Source organism: Pseudomonas sp. HS6, assembly GCF_023375815.1.
GTDB lineage: Bacteria > Pseudomonadota > Gammaproteobacteria > Pseudomonadales > Pseudomonadaceae > Aquipseudomonas.
In genome coordinates this window covers 4,377,334-4,398,528 of record NZ_CP067412.1, presented here as the reverse complement: position 1 = coordinate 4,398,528, position 21,195 = coordinate 4,377,334, and the positions used below count along the sequence as shown (strand labels likewise).

Genomic DNA, 21,195 nt, shown 5'->3' with positions numbered 1-21,195 from the left:
TGCCTGGTCGCTTTTCAAAACCACCGTTATCGGGACGCCGGGCAACTGGCCGCCGTCACGCCCGGATCGATCTGTTTCCATATATTGCACCGCCTTTCAGCCGGAAGTCGCGGTGTTACCCTGCAAAAGCCCACCCCAAGGGCGATTCCTACACCTAAAGCGGATTTTTACTCAGCTCGCCCAGACGTTTTCAGACGCCTGCCGCGAGCCTCGTCATTCAAGGAGCCCACGCCATGCATGCCATCAGCTTTATTCAGGATCTGGCAGTGATCATGCTGGTCGCAGGCGTGGTGACCGTGCTGTTCCACCGTTTCAAGCAGCCAGTGGTGCTCGGCTACATCGTAGCCGGCTTCATCATTGGCCCGCACACGCCGCCGTTCGGCCTGATCCACGACGAAGAAACCATCAAGACCCTCGCCGAGCTGGGGGTGATTTTCCTGATGTTCTGCCTGGGCCTCGAGTTCAGCCTGCGCAAGCTGTTCAAGGTTGGCGCCACGGCGTTTATCGCGGCGTTCCTGGAAATCATCCTGATGATCTGGATCGGCTACGAAATCGGCCGCTGGTTCGACTGGAACACCATGGATTCGCTGTTCCTCGGCGCGATACTGGCGATTTCCTCGACCACCATCATCGTCAAGGCGCTCAACGACCTGAAGATGAAGAACGAGCGCTTCGCCCAGTTGATCTTCGGCGTGTTGATCGTCGAAGACATTCTTGGCATCGGCATCATCGCCTTACTGTCGAGCATCGCCGTCAGCGGTACGGTCAGTTCAGGTGAAGTGTTTTCCACCGTCGGCAAACTCTCGCTGTTCATGATCGTCGCCCTGGTCATCGGCATTCTGCTGGTGCCGCGATTGCTGGCCTATGTGGCGAAGTTCGAAAGCAACGAGATGCTGCTGATTACGGTGCTCGGGCTGTGCTTCGGCTTCTGCCTGTTGGTGGTCAAACTTGAGTACAGCATGGTGCTTGGCGCGTTCCTGATCGGCGCGATCATGGCCGAGTCGCGGCAATTGCTGAAGATCGAGCGCCTGATCGAACCGGTTCGCGACCTGTTCAGCGCGATCTTCTTCGTCGCCATTGGCCTGATGCTCGATCCGATGATCCTTCTCCAATACGCGTGGCCGATTGCGGTGATCACCGTCGCCGTGGTGCTGGGCAAGATGTTGTCCTGCGGCCTCGGTGCATTTATCGCCGGCAATGACGGACGCACCTCACTGCGGGTCGGGATGGGCCTTTCGCAGATTGGCGAATTCTCCTTCATCATCGCCGCGCTGGGCATGACGCTGCAGGTGACCAGCAACTTTCTCTACCCGGTCGCCGTGGCGGTCTCGGTCATCACCACGTTGCTGACGCCGTACCTGATCCGCGCTGCCGATCCGCTGTCGATCAAGCTGTCTGCTGCCATGCCGCAGCGTCTCGGGCGGGTGTTCGGGATGTACGGCGAATGGCTGCGCAGCATCCAGCCCCAAGGCGAGGGCGCGATGCTGGCGTCGATGATCCGGCGGATTCTGTTGCAGGTCGGGGTCAATCTGGCACTGGTGATCGCGATCTTCTTTGCCGGCGCGTTCTTTGCCACGCGTCTCTCGACTTGGCTGGAAGATTGGATCAGCGACCCGAGCTGGCAGAAGGCGTTGATCTGGGGCGGGGCATTACTGCTGTCGCTACCGTTCCTGATCGCGGCCTATCGCAAGCTCAAGGCGCTGTCGATGCTGCTGGCCGAGATGGGCGTGAAGCCGGAGATGGCCGGGCGTCACACACAGCGAGTGCGCCGGGTGATCGCCGAAGTGATCCCGATTATCTCGCTGCTGGTGATTTTCCTGCTACTGGCAGCCTTGTCGGCCAGTATCTTGCCGACCAACAAGCTGCTTGTACTGGTCGCCGTGGTCGCGGCCGCCGTGGCGGCGCTACTCTGGCGCTGGTTCATCCGGGTGCACACGCGGATGCAGGTAGCCTTGCTGGAAACCCTCGACAACCACAAGGAGTCGTCGGGGCATTGATCCGGCGGGGCGGCCGGCGGATCAGCTTTCCAGCCAGACGTCCCGCGCCCAGTGCCAGACCGATTCCCAGGACTCTTCGGTGATCAGCTCTTCTTCGCCGGACCACAGCACCACGGTGCCGTCTTCTTCGACGCAGTAGTAATTGTCGCCGTCCTGGCAGATCGGGATCAGGTCGCGCGGCACGCCGGCATCCCAGGCGTTGGCCGCCACATCCGGCAGATAGGTGTGAGACTGCGGGTCGGTGACGGTCACCGGCTCCAGGCTGCCGTAAACAACGTCACTGACGGTCAGCAGAAACTCTTTGAAGACAAACGGGATGTTGATGAAGAGTTCTTCTTCGACTTCCACCAGTTGGTCTTCGTCAGGCAACTCCAGGGGAACCGGTACGGGTTCGTTGGCTTCGCGCAGTTGTTCGATGATTTCTTCCACGTCCGGGATCCTCTTGCTTGAATGGCGCGGTTTATATGGGCCGGTTTATACAGTAGCTCGCTATAGATGCAACCGCGAAATAGAAAACCCCGGCCGAGGCCGGGGTTTTTATTGCTGCGGGTAAAACGTCGGAGGTGATCAGCCGTTCTGACGGATACCGGCGACCAGCCAAGGCTGGTTGTCGCCCTGCGGCCGTTCCATGTTCCAGCTTTCGCTGAACACTTCGCCCTGGTCGAAACGCGAGGTTTTCGACACGCCGGTGAAGGTCAGGGTCGCGATGGTCTTGTCCGCACGATCATCCACGCCATCCAGTTGTACCTGGAGGTTGTCGATGTAGGTGGACTGGAAGGCATCGCCCAGATCCGCACGTTCACGCTTGAGGAACTCAAGCATTTGCGGGGTCACGAACTCGGCGATCTTGTCCATTTCGTTAGCGTCCCAGTGCTGCTGCAGCGACTGGAAGTGGCTGCGGGCGGCTTCAATAAAGCGCTGTTCGTTGAACCAGGCCGGTGCGTTGATCACCGGACGGGCGGCAGCCGGAGCGGCCGAGCCACCGAAGATCGAACCCATGGCGGCAGGCTTCTGCTCGAACACTTCACGCTGCATCGGCGCGCCGGCCGGAGCGAATTGCTCCTGCTGCTTGCGGCGACGAGCGGCGATGAAGCGGAAGATCACGAACGCGATCACGGCCATGATCAGGATGTCGAAGATCTGCATGCCCTGGAAGCCGCCGCCCATGAACATGGAAGCGAGCAGGCCACCGGCGGCGATACCGGCCAGAGGGCCGAGCCATTTGGAAGCGCCGCCAGCCTTGGCAGCAGCGCCCGCGGCACCGGCAGCACCAGCGGTCGCAGCAGCGCCGCCCATGCCTGGAGAAGAAGGAGCCATCTGGCTGGTCTGGTGCGTCGGCGCAGCACCGGCGCTTTTGCCACCACCAAAGCGCTTGGCGTTGGCGTCGAGGCTCATCGTCAGGCCGATGCACAACGCCATGGCGATGCTAAGAAAACGTTTCATAAAGGGAATTCCCGTTTGTGGAGACACGCGCGCCATGTTGCACAGCTGAAGTGTCACTGGCTAGCGAGAGAGTGTTTCGGGCTTTTGCCTGACAGGTTATGTTCAGCTCGGTCGAGGCAATAAGGCCATGTACTTTTGTCTGTAGGAAAAGGAGGTAGGTTCAGTGGGAATTGATCAGCGTCGAAACGCCAACATCACCACGCCAGCCGTAATCAGGCCGATGCCGCCCCATTGGCGCAGGTCGAGTTTCTCGCCCAGCAGAATCACACCGAGCACCGCCACCAGCACCACGCTGAGCTTGTCTACCGGAGCGACCAGCGAGGCCGGCCCGACTTTCAATGCGCGGAAGTAGCACAGCCACGAAGCCCCGGTACCCAGCCCCGACAGCAGCAGGAACAGATAGCTTTTGGCAGAGATCGATCCCAAGGACTGATATTGGCCCGTGGCGTACAAAATCAAGGCCAGACTGACGAGTACCACGATGGTGCGCAGGAGGGTGGCGAAGTCTGAGTTGACGTTTTCGATGCCGATCTTGGCGAAGATTGCCGTCAGCGCGGCGAAGGTGGCCGAGAGCAGGGCCCAGAATGTCCAGGAGGAAAAGAAGCCAGAGCCCATGGATGTTGCCTCCAGTTTTCGTGTGCTATCGCTCCCACGCAGAGCGTGGGAGCGATGAGCAAAGGCTGGCGGCGTTTAGATCGCTTCCAGCTTCGCGTAACCCAGCATCAGCCACTTGCTGCCTTCGCTGAAGTTCACCTGAACCCGCGCCTGGGCGCCGGCGCCCTCGAAGTTGAGGATCACGCCGTCGCCAAAGATCGAGTGCCGCACGGCCTGGCCGAGGCTGAGGCCGGTTTCCGGGATCTCGGCACCGCTGAACAGGTTGCTGCCGCTCATCGACTGGTTGCCGCCGAACGGTCGGCTGACGCTGTTCGACAGGCGCACTTCCTGAATCAGGCCTTTCGGCACTTCCCGTACGAATCGCGACACCTTGTTGTAGGTTTCGCTGCCGTACAAACGTCGGGTTTCAGCGTAGGTCATCACCAGGTTCTGCATCGCCCGGGTGATGCCGACATAGGCCAGGCGCCGTTCTTCTTCAAGGCGTCCCGGCTCTTCCAGGCTCATCTTGTGCGGGAACAGGCCTTCTTCCATGCCCACCAGGAACACGTAAGGGAATTCCAGGCCCTTGGCGCTGTGCAGGGTCATCAACTGAATGCTGTCTTCGTGCTCGTCGGCCTGGGTGTCGCCGGCCTCCAGCGAAGCGTGGCCGAGGAACGCCGCCAGTGGCGTCAGGTCTTCGTCTTCTTCGGTGTTCTCGAAATTGCGCGCGGCGCTGACCAGTTCCTCAAGGTTTTCCACCCGGGCCTGGCCTTTCTCGCCTTTTTCCGCTTCGTGGTAAGCGATCAGGCCGGATTGCTCGATGACGGTCTGAGTCATCAGGTGCAACGGCATCTCGGCGCACTTGGCGGCGAGGTTCTCGATCAGCTCGATAAATGCGCCGAGGGCGCCCGCTGCGCGACCGGTGAGGCCTTTATTGGCTACCAGTTGGCGCATGGCTTCCCACATCGACACATCGCTGTGACGGGCATGCTCGCGAATCGCTTCGACGGTTTTCTCACCGATGCCGCGGGCAGGGACGTTGATGACCCGTTCCAGCGCTGCATCATTGCCGCGACCTTCCAGCAAACGCAGGTAGGCCATGGCGTTCTTGATTTCCGCCCGTTCGAAGAAGCGCTGGCCGCCATAGATACGGTACGGAATGCGTTCGCGCAGCAAGGCTTCTTCCAGAACGCGTGATTGGGCGTTGGAGCGGTAGAGAATTGCGATATCGCTGCGAGCCAGGCCGGTTTTCAGCGCGCTTTCGATGGTTTCGACAACGTAGCGAGCCTCATCGTGTTCGTTGAACGCGGCGTACAGGTTGATCGCTTCGCCGTCGCCGCCGTCGGTCCACAGTTCCTTGCCCAGGCGCCCGGTATTGTTGGCGATCAGGGCGTTGGCGGCTTTCAGGATGCCGGCGGTGGAGCGGTAGTTCTGCTCCAGACGAATGGTCACCGAATCCGGGAAGTCGGAAGAGTACTGATGAATGTTCTCGATTTTCGCGCCGCGCCAGCCGTAGATCGACTGGTCGTCGTCGCCAACCACCATCAGGCTGTCGCCGCCCTTGCCCAGCAGACGCAACCAGGCGTACTGCACGGCGTTGGTGTCCTGGAACTCGTCCACCAGAATGTGGCGGAAACGCTTTTGGTAATGCGCCAGCAGGCCCGGATGGTCGCGCCACAGGTCGAGGGCGCGCAGCAGCAATTCGGAGAAGTCGATGACGCCGGCGCGCAGGCAGGCAGCCTCGTAGGCTTCATAGATGCCGCGCATGGTGGCCAGGTACAGATCACCGCTGGCCTGAATGTGTTGCGGGCGCAGACCTTCGTCTTTCTGCCCGTTGATGAACCATTGGGCCTGACGGGCCGGCCAGCGCTGTTCGTCCAGCCCCAGCTCGCGGATCACCCGTTTGACCAGGCGTTGCTGGTCATCGCTGTCGAGAATCTGGAAGGTCTGGCTCAGCCCGGCTTCCTGCCAGTGCGCCCGCAACAAGCGGTGCGCCAGGCCGTGGAAGGTGCCGACCCACATGCCGGCCGGGTTGATCCCCAGCAATTGCTCGATGCGGTGACGCATCTCGGCAGCAGCCTTATTGGTGAAGGTCACGGACAGGATCGAGTGGGGCGAGGCGTTTTCGATCTGGATCAACCAGGCGATACGGTGCACCAGCACTCGGGTTTTGCCGGAGCCGGCACCGGCCAGGACCAATTGACGACCAACGGGAGCCGCTACGGCCTGGCGTTGGGCATCGTTGAGGGAGTTCAGCAGAAGGGAGAGATCATCGCGCATCGGGGCATTCTAGGGTGCGCCGCAGGCCCGGGCAAACCGAGCTTTGCATTAGCCGATGAAAGTGCTGCCAATGACGACCGGTCGGTCACCGGCTACAGGCGTTGGCCCGCCTCGCTTCGGGGCTTTCGCGGGTGTCGGGAGGCAGAAAAGTTTCGGCGAAATTATGATCTGGAGCAGTTTGGCAAGTGGTTGGGCTTGTGTATGCTCCGTCCACGTTTCCGGGCGCATGCTCACACTTATAAGAACAAGAACGTTGCCTATGACCCTCAGCTTCGACCTGTCGGGCCCCTCTGTGGAGCCTCGGGTAATCCGCAAGCATTACGCCACCCAGATGGCGGTCGAGCGCACGCGCCTTCTTTATCAGGGTTCGCTGTTGCCCACCCTGTTCATGTTGATCAATGGTCTGGTCTGCGCCGGTCTGCTCTGGAGTCCGCAGCGCTACTTCGTGGTCAGCGTCTGGATGGTGTGGCTGCTGTCGCTGGTGGCGCTGCGGGTGATTCAGGTCGCGGCTTTCGACTCGGCGATCCCCGATCGCCAGGCCCAGCCGATCTGGGGCCGGATGTTCCTGCTCGGTTCGACCATGACCGGCCTGACCCTGGCCGGCGCCGGTATCGCGTTGGTTCCGGCAGACAACTTCATGCAGCAGGCCTGGGTGTTCGGCCTGATCGGTGCCGCGACCCTGTCGGCCAGCGTGGCTTACGCCGTGAGCATCCCGGCCTTTCTTTCCTTTACCTTGCCGTGCCTGCTGCCGGCCATCGGCTATCTTTTTTGGGGCGGTGACGAGCAGGCGCGAGGTTGGGGCTGGCTCGGATTGATTCTGCTCGGCTCCCTGACCGTGGTGGCGTGGCAGGTCAATCGATTGATCGATCGCGGCTTGCTTCGCCGCTTCCAGAATCAGCACCTGATCGAACACCTGCAACAGGCGCAATCTCGCAGTGAACAGCTCAATCAGGAGTTGGCGAAAGAAATCGAGCACCGCCGTTGTGCCGAAGGCAAATTGCGTGAAGCCCAGGTCGAACTGGAGGACCGGGTGGCCCAGCGCAGCCGTGAACTGGACGCCGCCAATCAGGCCCTGAGCAAAAGCGAAGCGCGCTTGGCGCTGGCGTTGAAAGCCAGTGAGCTGGGGCTGTGGGACTGGAACCTGCAGACCGATGAAGTTCACCACACGCAGATTCAGGAATTGTTCGGCCTTGACCCGGAATACGTCACCGGGCTGCTCAGGCATTTGCGGCCCCGTTTGCACCCGGAAGATGTGCCGCCGCTCAAACGGGCGTTGATAGAGCACCTGAAGGGGCGCACCGAGGATTATCAGATCGAGTACCGCGTGCGCCATGGCGACGGCCACTGGGTCTGGATCGAAGACCGCGGGCGCGCGGTGGAGCGCGACGACAGCGGGCGGGTGATCCGCATGGTCGGCACCCGGCGCGATATCAGCGTCAGCAAAAGCCTGGAGGCCCAGCAGCAATTGGCCGCGACGGTGTTCGAAGCCGCCAGCGAAGGTATCGTGATCCTTGACCCGAACTATTCGCTGATCGCCATCAATCAGGCCTTCAGCCGGGTCACCGGTTACGACATCGACGACATGCTCGGGCGCAATGTCGTCGAATTGCCATGCAGTCGCGATGCCCGCCGACATTACGTCGCCATCCGCCACGCGCTGGAGCAGCACGGCAGTTGGCAGGGCGAACTAGTGGAGACTCGTAAGAACGGCGAGCTGTACCCGCAATGGCTGCAATTGAATGCGGTGCGCGACAGTCGGGGAAATGTCAGTCATATCGTTGGCTTCTTCGCCGATCTGTCGGCGCGCCGCGAATCCGAAGAGCGCATGCGCTACCTGACCCATTACGACGAGCTCACGGGGCTGGCCAACCGTTCGCTGTTCCGCGAGCGGCTGCATGAAGCGCATCAGCGGGTGCGGCAGGGCGGGCGCCGGAGTCTGGCGCTGCTGCATATCAATCTGGATCGCTTCAAGCTGCTCAACGACAGCCTGGGCCATGAAATTGCCGACCAGTTGCTGCAAAGGATGTCGCGGCGTCTGGTCAGTGCCTTGCCGGAAGCGGACACCATCGCTCGATTGTCCGGCGATGAATTCGCGGTGCTGTTCGATGCCTATGGCAACCTGTCGAGTCTGGCGCGGGTTGCCACACGGCTGTCGGCCAAGCTGCGTCTGCCGCTGACGGTGGAGGGGCATGAACTGGTGGTCAGCGCTTCGATGGGCATCAGCATGCTGCCGGACAACGCCCGGGAGATTTCCGCGCTGGTCAGCCAGTCGAACATGGCCATGCAGCATGCCAAGCATCTGGGCGGCAACAACTTCCAGTTCTATACCGACAGCCTGCAGGCCAGCACGCTGGAGCGTTTGCAACTGGAAAACCAACTGCGCAAAGCCATTGAGGAAAAGCAGCTCAACGTCTTCTATCAACCGAAACTGTGTCTGGCGACCGGCCTTCTCAACGCCGCCGAAGCGCTGGTGCGCTGGGATCACCCGACCATGGGCCGCGTGCCTCCGGGGGATTTCATCGGCCTGGCGGAGGAGACGGGGCTGATCGGGCCGATCGGCGAGTTTGTACTGCGTCAGGCCTGTTGGCAGGCCTGCGAATGGCAGCGTCAGGGGCTGGAGCCGATCCGGGTCTCAGTGAACCTCTCGGTGCATCAATTGCGTCAGGGCAAGCTGGTCAGTCTGGTGCGTCAGGTGCTGGAAGAAACCGGTCTGGCGCCGCACTACCTCGAACTGGAACTGACCGAAAGCCAGTTGCTCGACAGCGTCGAACACATCATCGCCACTTTCCAGCAGTTGCGGGATCTGGGGGTGAAACTGGCGATCGACGACTTCGGCACCGGGTATTCATCGCTGAGCTATCTGAAACGGATTCCGGTGGACTACGTGAAGATCGATCAGGCCTTTATTCGCGGATTGGGCGAGGGCAGCGAAGATGCGGCGATCACCCGGGCGATCATTGCAATGGCTCATGGGTTGTCGCTGAAAGTGGTGGCCGAGGGCGTTGAGCGGCCGGAGCAGCTTGAGTTCTTGAAGGCCGAAGGCTGCGACGAGGTGCAGGGGTATCTGATCAGCCGTCCGGTGGAGGCTGCCGGTCTGGCCGGGTTGTTGCTCCAGCAGGAAACTCCCCGGTAAAGGGCTACATGCAACGCATGTCGCCTGATCCGGGGCGATCCAGTTACGCATTGAGCAGGCAAAATGCGGATTCATGTAGTATAACTACAAGCTTGCTACATCCTTGGCATCTGGCCAAAGCACATCTTTCCATAACAAGAGTCCAGCCCCTTGAATCTGCTGCAACACATCGCCCAGTCACGTCACCTGCTACGCAAGTCGGAGCTCAAGGTCGCCGACCACGTGCTGCTTGACCCTGCGGCAGTGATGCACAGTTCCATGGCCGACCTGGCCCACAGCGTCGGCATCAGTGAGCCGACCATCGTGCGCTTCTGCCGGGCCATCGGTTGTTCCGGTTTTCAGGATCTGAAACTCAAACTCGCGCAAAGCCTCGCGGCCGGCGCCAGTTTTGGTCAGTTCGCGATCCATGAAGACGATTCCGTCGCCGACTACAGCCTGAAGATTTTCGACACCACCCTGCATACGCTGATGGAGGTTCGCGAGAAGCTCGATCCTCTGGAATTGCAGCGAGCGGTGACGCTGATGTCCCAGGCCCAGCGCGTCGAATTCTATGGTTTTGGTGCGTCGGGCGCAGTGGCGGCAGATGCGCAGCACAAGTTTTTCCGTCTGCTGCTGACTGCTGCGGCGTATTCCGACCCGCACATGCAGGCGATGTCGGCGGTGACGCTGAAGCCGACCGACGTGGCGATCTGCATTTCCCAGTCCGGCCGTTCCAAAGACCTGCTGATTACCGCCAACCTCGTGCGCGAGAGCGGTGCATCGCTGATCACCTTGTGCCCGAGCCAGACACCGCTGGCCGAGCTGTCGACCGTCAACCTGGCGATCGATGTTCACGAAGACACCGAAATCTACACGCCGCTGACCTCGCGTATCGCTCACCTGGTGGTGATCGACGTGCTGGCAATGGGCGTGGCCATGGCGCGCGGGCCGAGCCTGGTCAACCACCTCAAGAGCGTCAAGCGCAGCCTGCGCAGCTTGCGCTTGTCACCAAAATCGGTGAAAGCGCTGGATGACTGATAGTGATGGGGTGACGGCAATCTTCATCTGCCTGTAACCCCGACGCAGCCAAACCGTCATCACTCGCGCCTATCGTGAAACTCCCGTAATCGCCTTGGGAGACTCGAAATGGCTCAGCCTTACGAAGAACGCAACAGCGCCGCGAAAACCCGTCGTCAGCAGGAAGACCAGCGCCGCATGGAATTTCGCCGCGCTATCGAAGATCGCTTCGAACTCCGCCAGCTTCAGGCCGAAATCGGCGATTTCCCCGAGGACATCAATCACTGGCAGGCAGCGCCTTCAGCTTCCCGTCGAAGCGCTCAACCAGCGCGCTGATCTGCACCCGTTCGCTGCGGATAAACGCCAGGAAGGCGTGGGCCACCGGCGACAGCCGTTTGGCCTTGGCTTGCACCAGGCACCAACTGCGCAACAGCGGTAACTCTTCGACCGGCAACTCCACCAGGCCGCCGGTCGCCAGCTCCAGGTTCAGGGCATGGCGCGTCAGCAGCGCCAGGCCCAGACCCGCCAATACGCATTCACGCTGAGCTTCAGCCGACGCCACTTCCTGGGTCTGGGTGAAGTGCACGCGCTTCTCTTTGAAATACTCTTCGCAAGCCAGTCGTGTTCCCGAGCCAGGTTCACGAATCAGCAGTGTGTAGGGCTCCAGATCCTGCAAACGCAGCGGACCCATGTGTGCCAAGGGATGGTCCGGTCGGGCGGCCGCCACAATAGGGTTGTTGAGGAAGGGGAGAAATTCCAGGCCCATGTCCTGCGGCACCATCGACATGATCACCAGGTCGTCGCGGTTGTCGGAGAGCCGGCGGATCACCTGGCCGCGGTTGACCACCGTCAGTTGCAGGTTCACTTCCGGATGCTGGCGCTTGAACGCTGCAAACAGGTGCGGCACGAAGTATTTGGCGCTGGATTCCACCGCCAGTTTCAACTGACCCTGCAGCGAGCCCTGCATGTCCGACAGCTGCATGTCGAGGTTTTCCAAGCGGCCGAAGATGTCGCGGCTGGCGCGCTGGAGTGCTTCGGCGGCCTCGGTCATGTAGAGTTTTTTGCCGACGTAATCGAACAGCGGCTGCCCGATCAGCTCTTCGAGCTGACGAATCTGTAGGCTGACGGCCGGTTGTGTGAGAGACATTTCCTCGGCTGCGCGGCTGTAGGAGCGTAAATCACACACTTCGTTGAAGATCTGCAATTGACGCAATGTCATACGCATCAAGGACTTACGCATTTTCTACAAGCTCTGGCCGCTGGCTGAAGCAATGACTATAAGTCTTTACTTATGGCTAACCAAATTTTTATTCATTTTTGTTAATCCCTTGTGGGCGCTAGTGTGAAGCCGCGACCAGATTGAAACATTTGGTCACGCGTCGACCTGGGTCTAGCAGGTCGTGGGTACCACCGGCTCAAGGGAACCTCCAAGTGATAACAAAGATCCTGATCGCCAACCGTGGTGAGATTGCCGTACGAATCGTGCGTGCCTGCGCCGAGATGGGCATTCGCTCGGTTGCGATTTTTTCCGACGCCGACCGGCATGCCTTGCATGTGAAGCGTGCGGACGAGGCCCACAGCATTGGTGCCGAGCCGCTGGCCGGTTACCTGAACCCGCGCAAGCTGGTGAATCTGGCCGTGGAAACCGGCTGCGATGCACTGCACCCCGGCTACGGTTTCCTCTCGGAAAACGCCGAGCTGGCAGATATCTGCGCCGAACGCGGTATCAAATTCATTGGCCCGTCGGCGGAAGTCATCCGCCGCATGGGCGACAAGACCGAAGCGCGCCGCAGCATGATCAAGGCTGGCGTACCGGTCACGCCGGGCACCGAAGGCAACGTGGCCGACATCGCCGAAGCGTTGGCCGAAGGCGACCGTATCGGCTATCCGGTGATGCTCAAGGCTACCTCCGGTGGCGGCGGTCGCGGTATCCGTCGCTGCAACAGCCGTGAAGAACTCGAACAGAACTTCCCCCGGGTCATTTCCGAAGCCACCAAGGCCTTCGGCTCGGCAGAAGTGTTCCTGGAAAAATGCATCGTCAATCCGAAGCACATCGAAGCGCAGATCCTCGGCGACAGCTTCGGCAACGTAGTGCACCTGTTCGAGCGTGACTGCTCGATCCAGCGTCGCAACCAGAAGCTGATCGAAATCGCCCCGAGCCCGCAACTGACCCCGGAACAGCGCGCCTACATCGGTGACCTGTCGGTGCGTGCCGCCAAGGCCGTGGGTTACGAGAACGCCGGCACCGTGGAGTTCCTGCTCGCCGAGGGCGAGGTGTACTTCATGGAGATGAACACCCGGGTGCAGGTGGAACACACCATCACCGAAGAAATCACCGGGATCGACATCGTTCGGGAACAGATCCGCATCGCTTCCGGCCTGCCGCTGTCGGTGAAGCAGGAAGACATCCAGCATCGCGGTTTTGCCCTGCAATTCCGGATCAACGCCGAAGACCCGAAGAACAACTTCCTGCCGAGCTTCGGCAAGATCACACGCTACTACGCCCCCGGCGGCCCGGGTGTACGCACTGACACGGCGATCTACACCGGCTACACCATTCCGCCGTTCTACGACTCGATGTGCCTGAAACTGGTTGTGTGGGCACTGACCTGGGAAGAGGCCATGGACCGTGGCCTGCGAGCCCTCGACGACATGCGTCTGCAAGGGGTCAAGACCACTGCCGCGTACTACCAGGAAATCCTGCGCAACCCGGAATTCCGTAGCGGCCAGTTCAATACCAGCTTCGTCGAAAGCCATCCTGAGCTGACCAACTACTCGATCAAGCGCAAACCCGAAGAGCTGGCCCTGGCCATCGCCGCCGCCATCGCCGCCCACGCAGGCCTGTGAGGAATAGAACAATGACTAAAAAGATTTTCGTAACCGACACCATCCTGCGCGACGCCCACCAATCGCTGCTCGCCACCCGCATGCGCACCGAAGACATGCTGCCGATCTGCGACAAACTGGACAAAGTCGGCTACTGGTCGCTGGAGTGCTGGGGCGGCGCGACCTTCGACGCCTGCGTGCGCTTCCTGAAAGAAGACCCGTGGGAGCGCTTGCGCCAACTGCGCGCTGCGCTACCCAACACCCGTCTGCAAATGCTCCTGCGCGGCCAGAACCTGCTGGGCTACCGCCACTACAGCGATGACGTGGTCAAGGCGTTCGTCGCCAAGGCAGCGGTCAACGGCATCGACGTGTTCCGCATCTTCGACGCGATGAACGACGTGCGTAACCTGCGCGTGGCCATCGAAGCGGTGAAGGCTGCCGGCAAACACGCACAGGGCACCATTGCCTACACCACCAGCCCGGTGCACACCATCGACGCGTTCGTCGCCCAGGCCAAGCAAATGGAAGCCATGGGTTGCGACTCGGTGGCGATCAAGGACATGGCCGGTCTGCTGACCCCATACGCGACCGGTGAACTGGTACGTGCACTGAAAGCCGAACAGTCGCTGCCGGTGTTCATCCATTCCCATGACACCGCTGGCCTGGCAACCATGTGTCAGCTCAAGGCCATTGAAAACGGTGCCGACCACATCGACACCGCGATCTCCAGCTTCGCTTCCGGTACCAGTCACCCTGGCACCGAATCCATGGTCGCTGCACTCAAAGGCACCGAGTTCGACACTGGCCTGAATCTGGAGCTGCTGCAAGAGATCGGCCTGTACTTCTACGCCGTGCGCAAGAAATACCACCAGTTCGAAAGCGAGTTCACCGCCGTCGATACCCGTGTTCAAGTCAACCAGGTTCCGGGCGGGATGATTTCCAACCTGGCCAACCAGTTGAAAGAGCAGGGCGCTCTCAACCGCATGGGCGAAGTGCTGGCGGAAATCCCGCGCGTGCGTGAAGACCTCGGCTTCCCGCCGTTGGTGACCCCGACTTCGCAGATCGTCGGCACCCAGGCGTTCTTCAACGTGCTGGCCGGCGAGCGCTACAAGACCATCACCAACGAGGTGAAGCTCTACCTGCAAGGCGGCTACGGCAAGGCACCGGGCACGGTGAACGAGAAGCTCCGTCGTCAGGCCATCGGTAGCGAGGAAGTGATAGACGTTCGTCCGGCCGACCTGCTCAAGCCGGAAATGACCAAACTGCGTGCCGATATCGGCGCACTGGCCAAGTCCGAAGAGGACGTGCTGACGTTCGCCATGTTCCCGGACATCGGCCGCAAGTTCCTCGAAGAACGTGCCGCCGGCACCCTCACCCCGGAAGTGCTGCTGCCGATCCCGGAAGCGGGAAAGGTGGCTTCGGCCGGCGGCGAAGGTGTACCGACCGAGTTCGTCATCGACGTTCACGGCGAAACCTATCGCGTGGACATCACCGGTGTCGGCGTGAAGGCTGAAGGCAAGCGTCACTTCTACCTGTCCATCGACGGCATGCCGGAAGAAGTGGTGTTCGAGCCGCTCAACGAATTCGTCGGCGGCGGCAGCAGCAAGCGCAAGCAGGCCTCGGCACCGGGCCACGTCAGCACCACCATGCCGGGCAACATCGTCGATGTGCTGGTCAAGGAAGGCGACACCGTCAAGGCTGGCCAGGCCGTGCTGATCACCGAAGCGATGAAGATGGAAACCGAAGTCCAGTCCGCCATTGCCGGCAAGGTCACCGCCATTCACGTTGCCAAGGGCGACCGGGTGAACCCGGGCGAAATCCTGATCGAGATCGAAGGCTGAGATAACGGCCTCGATACAACGCTTTAAACCTCGGGGGGGCATGTGCTCCCCTTTTTTTGTCTTGCAGACGCTGCCGCAGTGAGCGACAGCGCCCGACCGGGGCTCAGAACGCCATTCGCCACTGGCCCGATACGCCATGGTTGCGGCTGTCGGTGCCGATCTCTCCGGTCAGACCGACACCCAATGTGTGGCTGTTCGAGATCGCCAGATCCAGCCCGGTGTCGAGCTTCAGACTGTTGCGATCCAGTTCGGCGCCGTAAACGGTGAAGTCATCGGCTTCGGTGACCAGGCGCTGGCGGGTGCTGGTGTAGGTTTCGCCGTAGACGTGTTTCCACCCCGCACTGAATCGTGGAGTGAGGCGCATGCCGTTATCCAGCGTGCTGACTTTCGCCACGCGCAGACCCAGGGTGGTATTGAGGTTGCCTTGGGATTGATCATCAACCTGGAGCGCCGCAGCTCCGCCTTTCTCGGTGTAGCCGTCTCGCTGGTAGCGTTGGTAGCCGAGGCCGGCAAACGGCTCGATGCTGATGTTGGCCCGACCTAGGTTGTATCCCGACTCGATGAACGCTTGCTGGGTGATGGCCTGGTAGTTGCCCTTGAGTCGATCCTGGAAGCGGCCGAACGCGACGTCGCGGCGGGTATTGCCTTCATGGTTGCTCCAGGTCGCGCCGAGCCGAAGTGACAGCGGACCCGTCTGGCGCAAGGCATAGGCGCCCAGGTGCCAACTGTCGAGATTACCGTCCAGCTCTTTGCTGTCGATGCGAGTGTCGGAGGTGCCGCCCATCACCCCCAGGTGCCATTCTTCGGTAGCGCGCCAGTCCGTACCCAACAGCAATCCTTTGGTTGAGTGTTGCATCGGTTCAAATTCGCGATCCAGTTTGCCGCTGTGCCCGAGGGCTTGCAGCCAGACCCTGCCGGTGTCGGCGTTGCCGGCCGCATGGCTAGGTGAATTTCCCGGTGAGTCGTGGGCATTATCGAGTTGGTGCATGGCCGACAGCAGGCTGGCGCTGACCGGCGTGACGCTGCTCAGGGTTGCATTGGCGAGGTTGGCGTTGCTGCCGCCAGACAGTTGATAGTAGGCGAGGGCGGCCGTGGTTTCGTCGGCAGCGAGCAGGGCTTCGATGGCTGCGTTGCCGGCGGATGGAGGGGCATCCGTTGACGGCGGCTGGTCAACCACTTGGGTTTGTTGAGCTACTGGCGTTTCGGCCACAACCGGTTCCGGTGAGGGCGCTGGTTTTTCGATGCTGTCTTCGAGCGCGCTGCCGCTTTCTGTCGTGGCGAGCCTCTTGGAAGGAATGTCCTCAGCTGTGTGAACTGGAACCGCCGGGGCCTCGGTGCTGACGGGGCTTGTTTCTGGTGTCGGGACGGCCCTTTCCTCACGCGCCGTTTCTTCAGCGAGATTCAGCGGAACAGGTTTTTCTTTTTTCTTGCGCGCAGGCTTGGGTTTCACTTCGTCCATGACGGGCGCGTCGGGCTCCGACTGCTCCGCCAGCGAAAATTCTGCGCAACCGATTGCCAGCGCAACCGCCAGAACAAGGTGTTGGAGCTTGTATTTGCATTGAATGGGCATTCAGTCCGCCTCATGTGAAATGAGGCCAAACTGTAAAAGTCGAGGCGGGTGCCCCGATGCCGGGCAATTCCGAACCGTGTGCAGGTGATGACGTCTGCTTTTGTAGCCCGATCAGTGGCGAGTGATGAGCCCGCCCTTGTTTACCCGATCGACCAGACGCCTTTGCCTACAGCACCCGCTGAAGTATCGATTGGCGAAATCTCAGAAACTCATCTGCCACTGCCCGACCAACCCGTGATTGCGGCTGTTGCTGCCAATCTCGCCGCTGTATCCCAGCCCCAGCGTATGCCGCGCCGAAATACCCAGATCCAGCCCCGCTTCGAGTACGAGGCTGTCACGATCCAGTGAGCTGCCATCGACGCTGAACGCGGTGCCGCCGACCACAAACGCCTGACGGGTCGAGCTGCTGACATCGCCGTAGGTGTGCTTCCAGCCTGCCGCCATCCGTGGAGTCAGGCTCATGCCATTGTCCAGCGAGCTGAGGTGCGCCAGGCGTACGCCGAAGATACTGCTGAAGTTGTCCTGGGTCTGGCTGTCGACCTGCAAGGCCGCCGCGCCACCCTTTTCCTGATAGCGGTCGCGGTGATAGCGTTGGTAGCCGAGGCTGGCGAACGGTTCGGCGCTGAGCCGGCCGCTGCCCATGGCGTAGCCGAGTTCGGCGAACGCTTGCTGACTGTCGGCGTCGTAATCGCCTTTGGGGCGGTCGCTGAAACCGTTGAACGCGATGGTGCGCTTGCTTTCGCCCTGATGACCGCTGTACGCCGCGCCGAGGCGTAGGGCCAGCGGGCCGTTTTGATGTAGCGCATACACACCGGCGTGCCAGCTCTCGACATGGCCGTCGACACCGGTGGCGTCCAGGTCGGTCTTCGAATAGCCGCCGAGCACACCCAGGCGCCACTGCGGATTCAGCGCCCAATCGGCACCGAGCACGCTGCCCTTGGTGCGCTGTTCCAGGCTGCCGTTACCGTGTTCGCCATCGAGCTTGCCGTAGCCGCCGATGGCTTGCAGCCAGAGCCGGCCTTGAGCGTTGGGATCATTGAGGTTTCGCGCTTCGGACGGTACGCCGTTGGCGGCGAGGATCGGAGTGTCGAGATGATCGAGGCCGACCATCAAGCCGGGACTGCCGCCCATTTGCTGCATCGCCGAGAGCATGCTGCTGCCGACCTGGCTGCTGGCGCCGAGGGTGGCACTGGTCAGGTTGGCGTTGCTGGCGCCGGCCAGTTGCTCGATGGCCGCGCCTGCACTGGTTTGAGTGGTGTTGAGCAAGGCGTTGTACAGCGCGTTGTTCTTGCCCATCGAGGCCAGGCTGTTGGCAGCGTTGCTGCCGTTGCCGGTGGCGGCGAATTCATTGAACGCCACATCGTTGCGGGTGTAGGTCAGGTCGACCTGAGTCGGCGTGTAGGCGAGGGTTGGCGTGAGGAACGCGTAGTCGCTGGTGACCGTGCCGAACGTGCCGATGACCCGCGCAGCCTGCAACACCGTGTAATGGCTCTGCCACGGATAGGTGCCGCTGCCGGGATTGACCGCCAGTGTCGCGCCGTTGAGGTTGGCCGTGCCGCCGACCTGAACCGGCGCGCTGCTGCCATCGGCGTTGACGCCGTAGGCGAGGGTGGATGCGCTGCCCATGTTCAAGTCGTGCACGACGGTCGCGGTGCCGAGGCGGGTGTCGGTGCGCAACGTGCCATTCACGTTGAGGTTGCCGACCGAACCACCGCCGGCATACACACCACCGGCGTCCACGGTCAGGTTGCCGGCGATACCGCCCTGGTTGATCAGCGTGGCGCCGCTGCGTACTGCACCGCCGTCGCTGAAGTCGCCGCTGCCGGTGAGGGTCCAGGCGCCTTGTTTGACTTCCAGCCATTCGAAATTGCGGCTGGCACCGAAGCTGCCGCCTGCCACGTCGTCCATCACTACCCGGTCGTAACCGCTGCCGCCATCGACCGCGCCGACAAAGCGGCTGCCGTTGCGCAGGGTCAGGCTGTCGTTGCCGCCGCCCAGGTCCAGCGCCAGGCCGTTGCTGCCGCTGATCGTGCCGCCGTTGATCACGTTGTCGGCGAACTCACCGACGAATTTCACGCCGAAGCCGTCGAGGCCTTGGACGGTGCCGTAGTTTTCCAGTGTGGTGGCCGCCAGCCCTGAACCACCGCTGCCGTCGTCCACCAGAATGGCGCTGTTGGCGCCGCTGATCAGTGCTCCTTTGGCGTTGAGGATGTACCCGCCGCCCAGTGCGATGCCTTCACTGCCGTTGGCGAAACCGCCCTTGTCCACGCCGCCGGCGCCGACACCCTGAATGGTGCCGTAGTTTTCGATGTGGGCGATCTTGTCGATGTCCACGCCGTCACCGTCGCCGTTGGCTTGCAACCCGGAGTACGCACCGGTGATGGTGCCGTGGTTGATCACTGTGCCGTCGCCGTCGGAACCGAAACCGGAGCCATTGCGCCCGGTGATCTGCCCGTAGTTGACCAGCGTTGCCCCGAGGTCGGTGGTGATGCCATGACGCCCGCCGGAAATCACGCCGTAGTTGGTCACCCTGACGCCAGTTGCGGTGTCGATATCGATGCCGTCGAACTTCTGGTCGGCGTTGTGCGAGTCACCGGTGGAGATCTCGCCATAGTTGCTGATGGTCGCGTTGGCGCCGGTCTTCATGCCGTCGCTGGCGTCGCCACGAATCAGCCCGCCCGCGCGGTTGATGATGGTGGTTTTCACTCCGTTGCTGCGCAGCGCGTCCAGATCCAGCGCTTGTCCGGTGGTCGAGCGAATGGTGCCGCTGTTGTCGATCAACAGGCTGCCACTGACAAAGTTACTGTCGATACGAATCGCGTCGTTGGAGCCGAGAATCTGCCCGCCGCTGCGATTGTAGATTGCGTAGTTGCGCGCCTGGGTCAGGTCGCCACTGCTGTCGATGGCCCGGCCACCGCTGGAGATGATCTTGCCGGCGTTATCGATGATCACGCCGACACCGCTGGTGCTGTCCTTGAGGCTCACGGCCTTGCCGCTGTTGGTAATGCTGCCCGGCGCCGAGATCGTCAACGTGTCGTTGCCGCCCAATGTCTGCGATGCGGTAGTGGCGGTGTCGATCTGCACGGTCTTGCCGTGGGCGGCGCCCGTGGCGATCAACAGGGCGGTGGCAAGCGACAGGCGCTGAGGCGGGAACGACATGGTGAGAACGTCCTTTTTGTTATAAGCGGGGGCGTTCTGTATAGCGGAGGGTTTTTACAGAATGATGTACGGCCTATGGGCATTCTTATGCAGATGGGGTCGCAAATCCGGATGCTCATATGCAATTCATTGCAGATGTGACCGTGATGCAGGGTTGAAATCACAGCCTTGGACATCCCTGTTGTGAGATGCCGCAGGCTGCGATCTTTACGTTTACTGGCTCAACCGCGGCACTCAACCAACCCTTTCACCTGCCCATCCGCTGTCTGATTCTCATCGCTCAACCAGCGCTCGAACCCCGCCGCAATCGCCGGCCATTCCGAGTCCAGGATCGAGTACCACGCGGTATCGCGGTTCTGGCCCTTGACCACCATGTGCTGGCGGAACACGCCTTCGAAGCTGAAACCCAGCCGCTCGGCCGCGTATCTGGAGCGGGCGTTGCCGTTGTTGCATTTCCATTCGAGGCGGCGGTAGCCGAGGGCGAAGGATTCTTTGGCCAGCAGGAAGACCGCCTCGGTGCTTTTCGGCGAGCGCTGCATCGGCGCGCCGAAAGTGACGTGACCGATTTCGATTCGGCCCTGGTCCGGGACGATCGACATCAGGCTGAGGATACCTTGCACCTGGCCGCTGGCGCGGTCGATGACACTGAAGAAGTACGGATCGCTGTGGGCGGCGTGGTTGTTCAGCCAGTCATTGAAAGCGCCGCGCTCCGGGAACGGGCCGTAGGACAAGTAATCCCAGAGCTTCGGGTCGGCGCCGGGGCCTTGCAAGGCACTGAACAGGTCGTCGCCGTGGCGCGCCGGGTCGAGTTTTTCCAGGCGGATGAAGCGGCCTTCGATCAGGGTGGTCGAGGGCTGCGGGACGCCTTTCCAGTCGGCGAGTGAAATCGTCATGCAGGTGGCTCCTTAAATGGCTTTGCGAAACTGGATGAAGCCCGGGCGTTCGGCGATGCGCTCGTAGAGCTGGATCGCGGTGGCGTTGGTTTCGTGCGTCAGCCAGTGCACCTTGCAGCAACCGTCGGCCTTGGCCGTGGCGTAAACGTGTTCGATCAGCAGACGGCCGACGCCGGTGCCACGGGTTTGCGGTTCCACCAGCAGGTCTTGCAGGTAGCAGGAGTTTTCGATGCTCCAGTTCGAACGATGGTAGATGAAGTGCACCATGCCCACCGCCTTGTCTTCGTCCCAGGCGAGTGCCGCGTGCGTCGGTTCGTTCGGGTCGAGAAAACGCTGCCAGGTGCTTTGGCTGACGGCGTCCGGCAGTTCGGTGTTGTAGAAGCGCAGGTAGGCCTGCCACAGCGGCAGCCACGCTGCATGATCGGCGGCGCTGACCGGGCGGATGTCGATCTGACTCATAGTG

Annotated in this window: 15 protein-coding genes; 6 read left to right on the top strand and 9 right to left on the bottom strand. The window is 61.4% G+C overall.

Features of this window, described 5'->3' with window-relative positions; all coding sequences use genetic code 11:
* The first annotated feature begins 233 nt into the window (after positions 1-233).
* On the top strand, positions 234-1,997 hold the full coding sequence (locus tag JJN09_RS19870) for a cation:proton antiporter (RefSeq protein ID WP_249483192.1): 1,764 nt from the start codon (positions 234-236) through the stop codon (positions 1,995-1,997).
* A gap of 21 nt (positions 1,998-2,018) precedes the next feature.
* On the opposite strand, the gene JJN09_RS19865 is transcribed toward JJN09_RS19870, so the two are convergent.
* The 4 genes from JJN09_RS19865 to uvrD all read right to left on the bottom strand — a co-directional run bounded on the left by JJN09_RS19865 (position 2,019) and on the right by uvrD (position 6,314).
* Positions 2,019-2,426 (bottom strand): SMI1/KNR4 family protein, encoded by a 408-nt coding sequence (locus JJN09_RS19865; RefSeq protein WP_007995855.1) that lies wholly within the window; start codon positions 2,424-2,426, stop codon positions 2,019-2,021.
* A 138-nt stretch (positions 2,427-2,564) separates the two neighbouring features.
* Positions 2,565-3,440: a Tim44 domain-containing protein gene (locus tag JJN09_RS19860; protein WP_249483190.1), complete on the bottom strand. Its 876-nt coding sequence runs from the start codon at positions 3,438-3,440 to the stop codon at positions 2,565-2,567.
* A 174-nt stretch (positions 3,441-3,614) separates the two neighbouring features.
* Complete coding sequence (locus tag JJN09_RS19855) at positions 3,615-4,055, bottom strand: EamA family transporter (RefSeq protein WP_249483189.1); 441 nt, start codon at positions 4,053-4,055, stop codon at positions 3,615-3,617.
* A 75-nt stretch (positions 4,056-4,130) separates the two neighbouring features.
* Complete coding sequence (uvrD, locus tag JJN09_RS19850) at positions 4,131-6,314, bottom strand: DNA helicase II (RefSeq protein ID WP_249483187.1); 2,184 nt, start codon at positions 6,312-6,314, stop codon at positions 4,131-4,133.
* A gap of 259 nt (positions 6,315-6,573) precedes the next feature.
* Between uvrD and JJN09_RS19845 the strand changes: the two genes are divergently transcribed.
* The 3 genes from JJN09_RS19845 (at position 6,574) to JJN09_RS19835 (ending at position 10,779) form a co-directional block, all read left to right on the top strand.
* Positions 6,574-9,447 (top strand): GGDEF domain-containing phosphodiesterase, encoded by a 2,874-nt coding sequence (locus JJN09_RS19845; protein WP_249483186.1) that lies wholly within the window; start codon positions 6,574-6,576, stop codon positions 9,445-9,447.
* A 150-nt stretch (positions 9,448-9,597) separates the two neighbouring features.
* Positions 9,598-10,464: a transcriptional regulator HexR gene (gene hexR / locus JJN09_RS19840; protein WP_007954250.1), complete on the top strand. Its 867-nt coding sequence runs from the start codon at positions 9,598-9,600 to the stop codon at positions 10,462-10,464.
* A 108-nt stretch (positions 10,465-10,572) separates the two neighbouring features.
* On the top strand, positions 10,573-10,779 hold the full coding sequence (locus tag JJN09_RS19835; protein ID WP_096817116.1) for a PA3496 family putative envelope integrity protein: 207 nt from the start codon (positions 10,573-10,575) through the stop codon (positions 10,777-10,779).
* Here the strand turns inward: JJN09_RS19835 and JJN09_RS19830 are convergent.
* Positions 10,721-11,683, bottom strand: a complete 963-nt coding sequence (locus JJN09_RS19830; protein WP_096817118.1) for a LysR family transcriptional regulator — start codon at positions 11,681-11,683, stop codon at positions 10,721-10,723. The two genes, JJN09_RS19835 and JJN09_RS19830, sit on opposite strands and share 59 nt — an antisense overlap.
* Positions 11,684-11,874: 191 nt before the next feature.
* Between JJN09_RS19830 and JJN09_RS19825 the strand changes: the two genes are divergently transcribed.
* Both JJN09_RS19825 and oadA read left to right on the top strand, forming a co-directional pair.
* Positions 11,875-13,290 (top strand): acetyl-CoA carboxylase biotin carboxylase subunit, encoded by a 1,416-nt coding sequence (locus JJN09_RS19825; protein WP_249483185.1) that lies wholly within the window; start codon positions 11,875-11,877, stop codon positions 13,288-13,290.
* An 11-nt stretch (positions 13,291-13,301) separates the two neighbouring features.
* Positions 13,302-15,110 carry a sodium-extruding oxaloacetate decarboxylase subunit alpha gene (gene oadA, locus JJN09_RS19820; protein ID WP_249483183.1) on the top strand — a complete coding sequence of 603 codons (1,809 nt, stop codon included), beginning with the start codon at positions 13,302-13,304 and terminating at the stop codon, positions 15,108-15,110.
* A gap of 103 nt (positions 15,111-15,213) precedes the next feature.
* On the opposite strand, the gene JJN09_RS19815 is transcribed toward oadA, so the two are convergent.
* From JJN09_RS19815 to JJN09_RS19800, 4 genes are all read right to left on the bottom strand, one after another.
* Positions 15,214-16,320 carry an autotransporter domain-containing protein gene (locus tag JJN09_RS19815; RefSeq protein ID WP_368388966.1) on the bottom strand — a complete coding sequence of 369 codons (1,107 nt, stop codon included), beginning with the start codon at positions 16,318-16,320 and terminating at the stop codon, positions 15,214-15,216.
* Between the two features lie 561 nt (positions 16,321-16,881).
* Positions 16,882-19,839, bottom strand: a complete 2,958-nt coding sequence (locus JJN09_RS19810; protein ID WP_249483182.1) for an autotransporter domain-containing protein — start codon at positions 19,837-19,839, stop codon at positions 16,882-16,884.
* A 221-nt stretch (positions 19,840-20,060) separates the two neighbouring features.
* Positions 20,061-20,732: a GNAT family N-acetyltransferase gene (locus tag JJN09_RS19805; protein WP_249483180.1), complete on the bottom strand. Its 672-nt coding sequence runs from the start codon at positions 20,730-20,732 to the stop codon at positions 20,061-20,063.
* 12 nt (positions 20,733-20,744) lie between these two features.
* The gene (locus JJN09_RS19800; RefSeq protein ID WP_249483179.1) at positions 20,745-21,191 is read right to left on the bottom strand and encodes a GNAT family N-acetyltransferase; all 447 of its coding nucleotides are present in this window, start codon (positions 21,189-21,191) and stop codon (positions 20,745-20,747) included.
* Positions 21,192-21,195 lie beyond the last annotated feature (4 nt).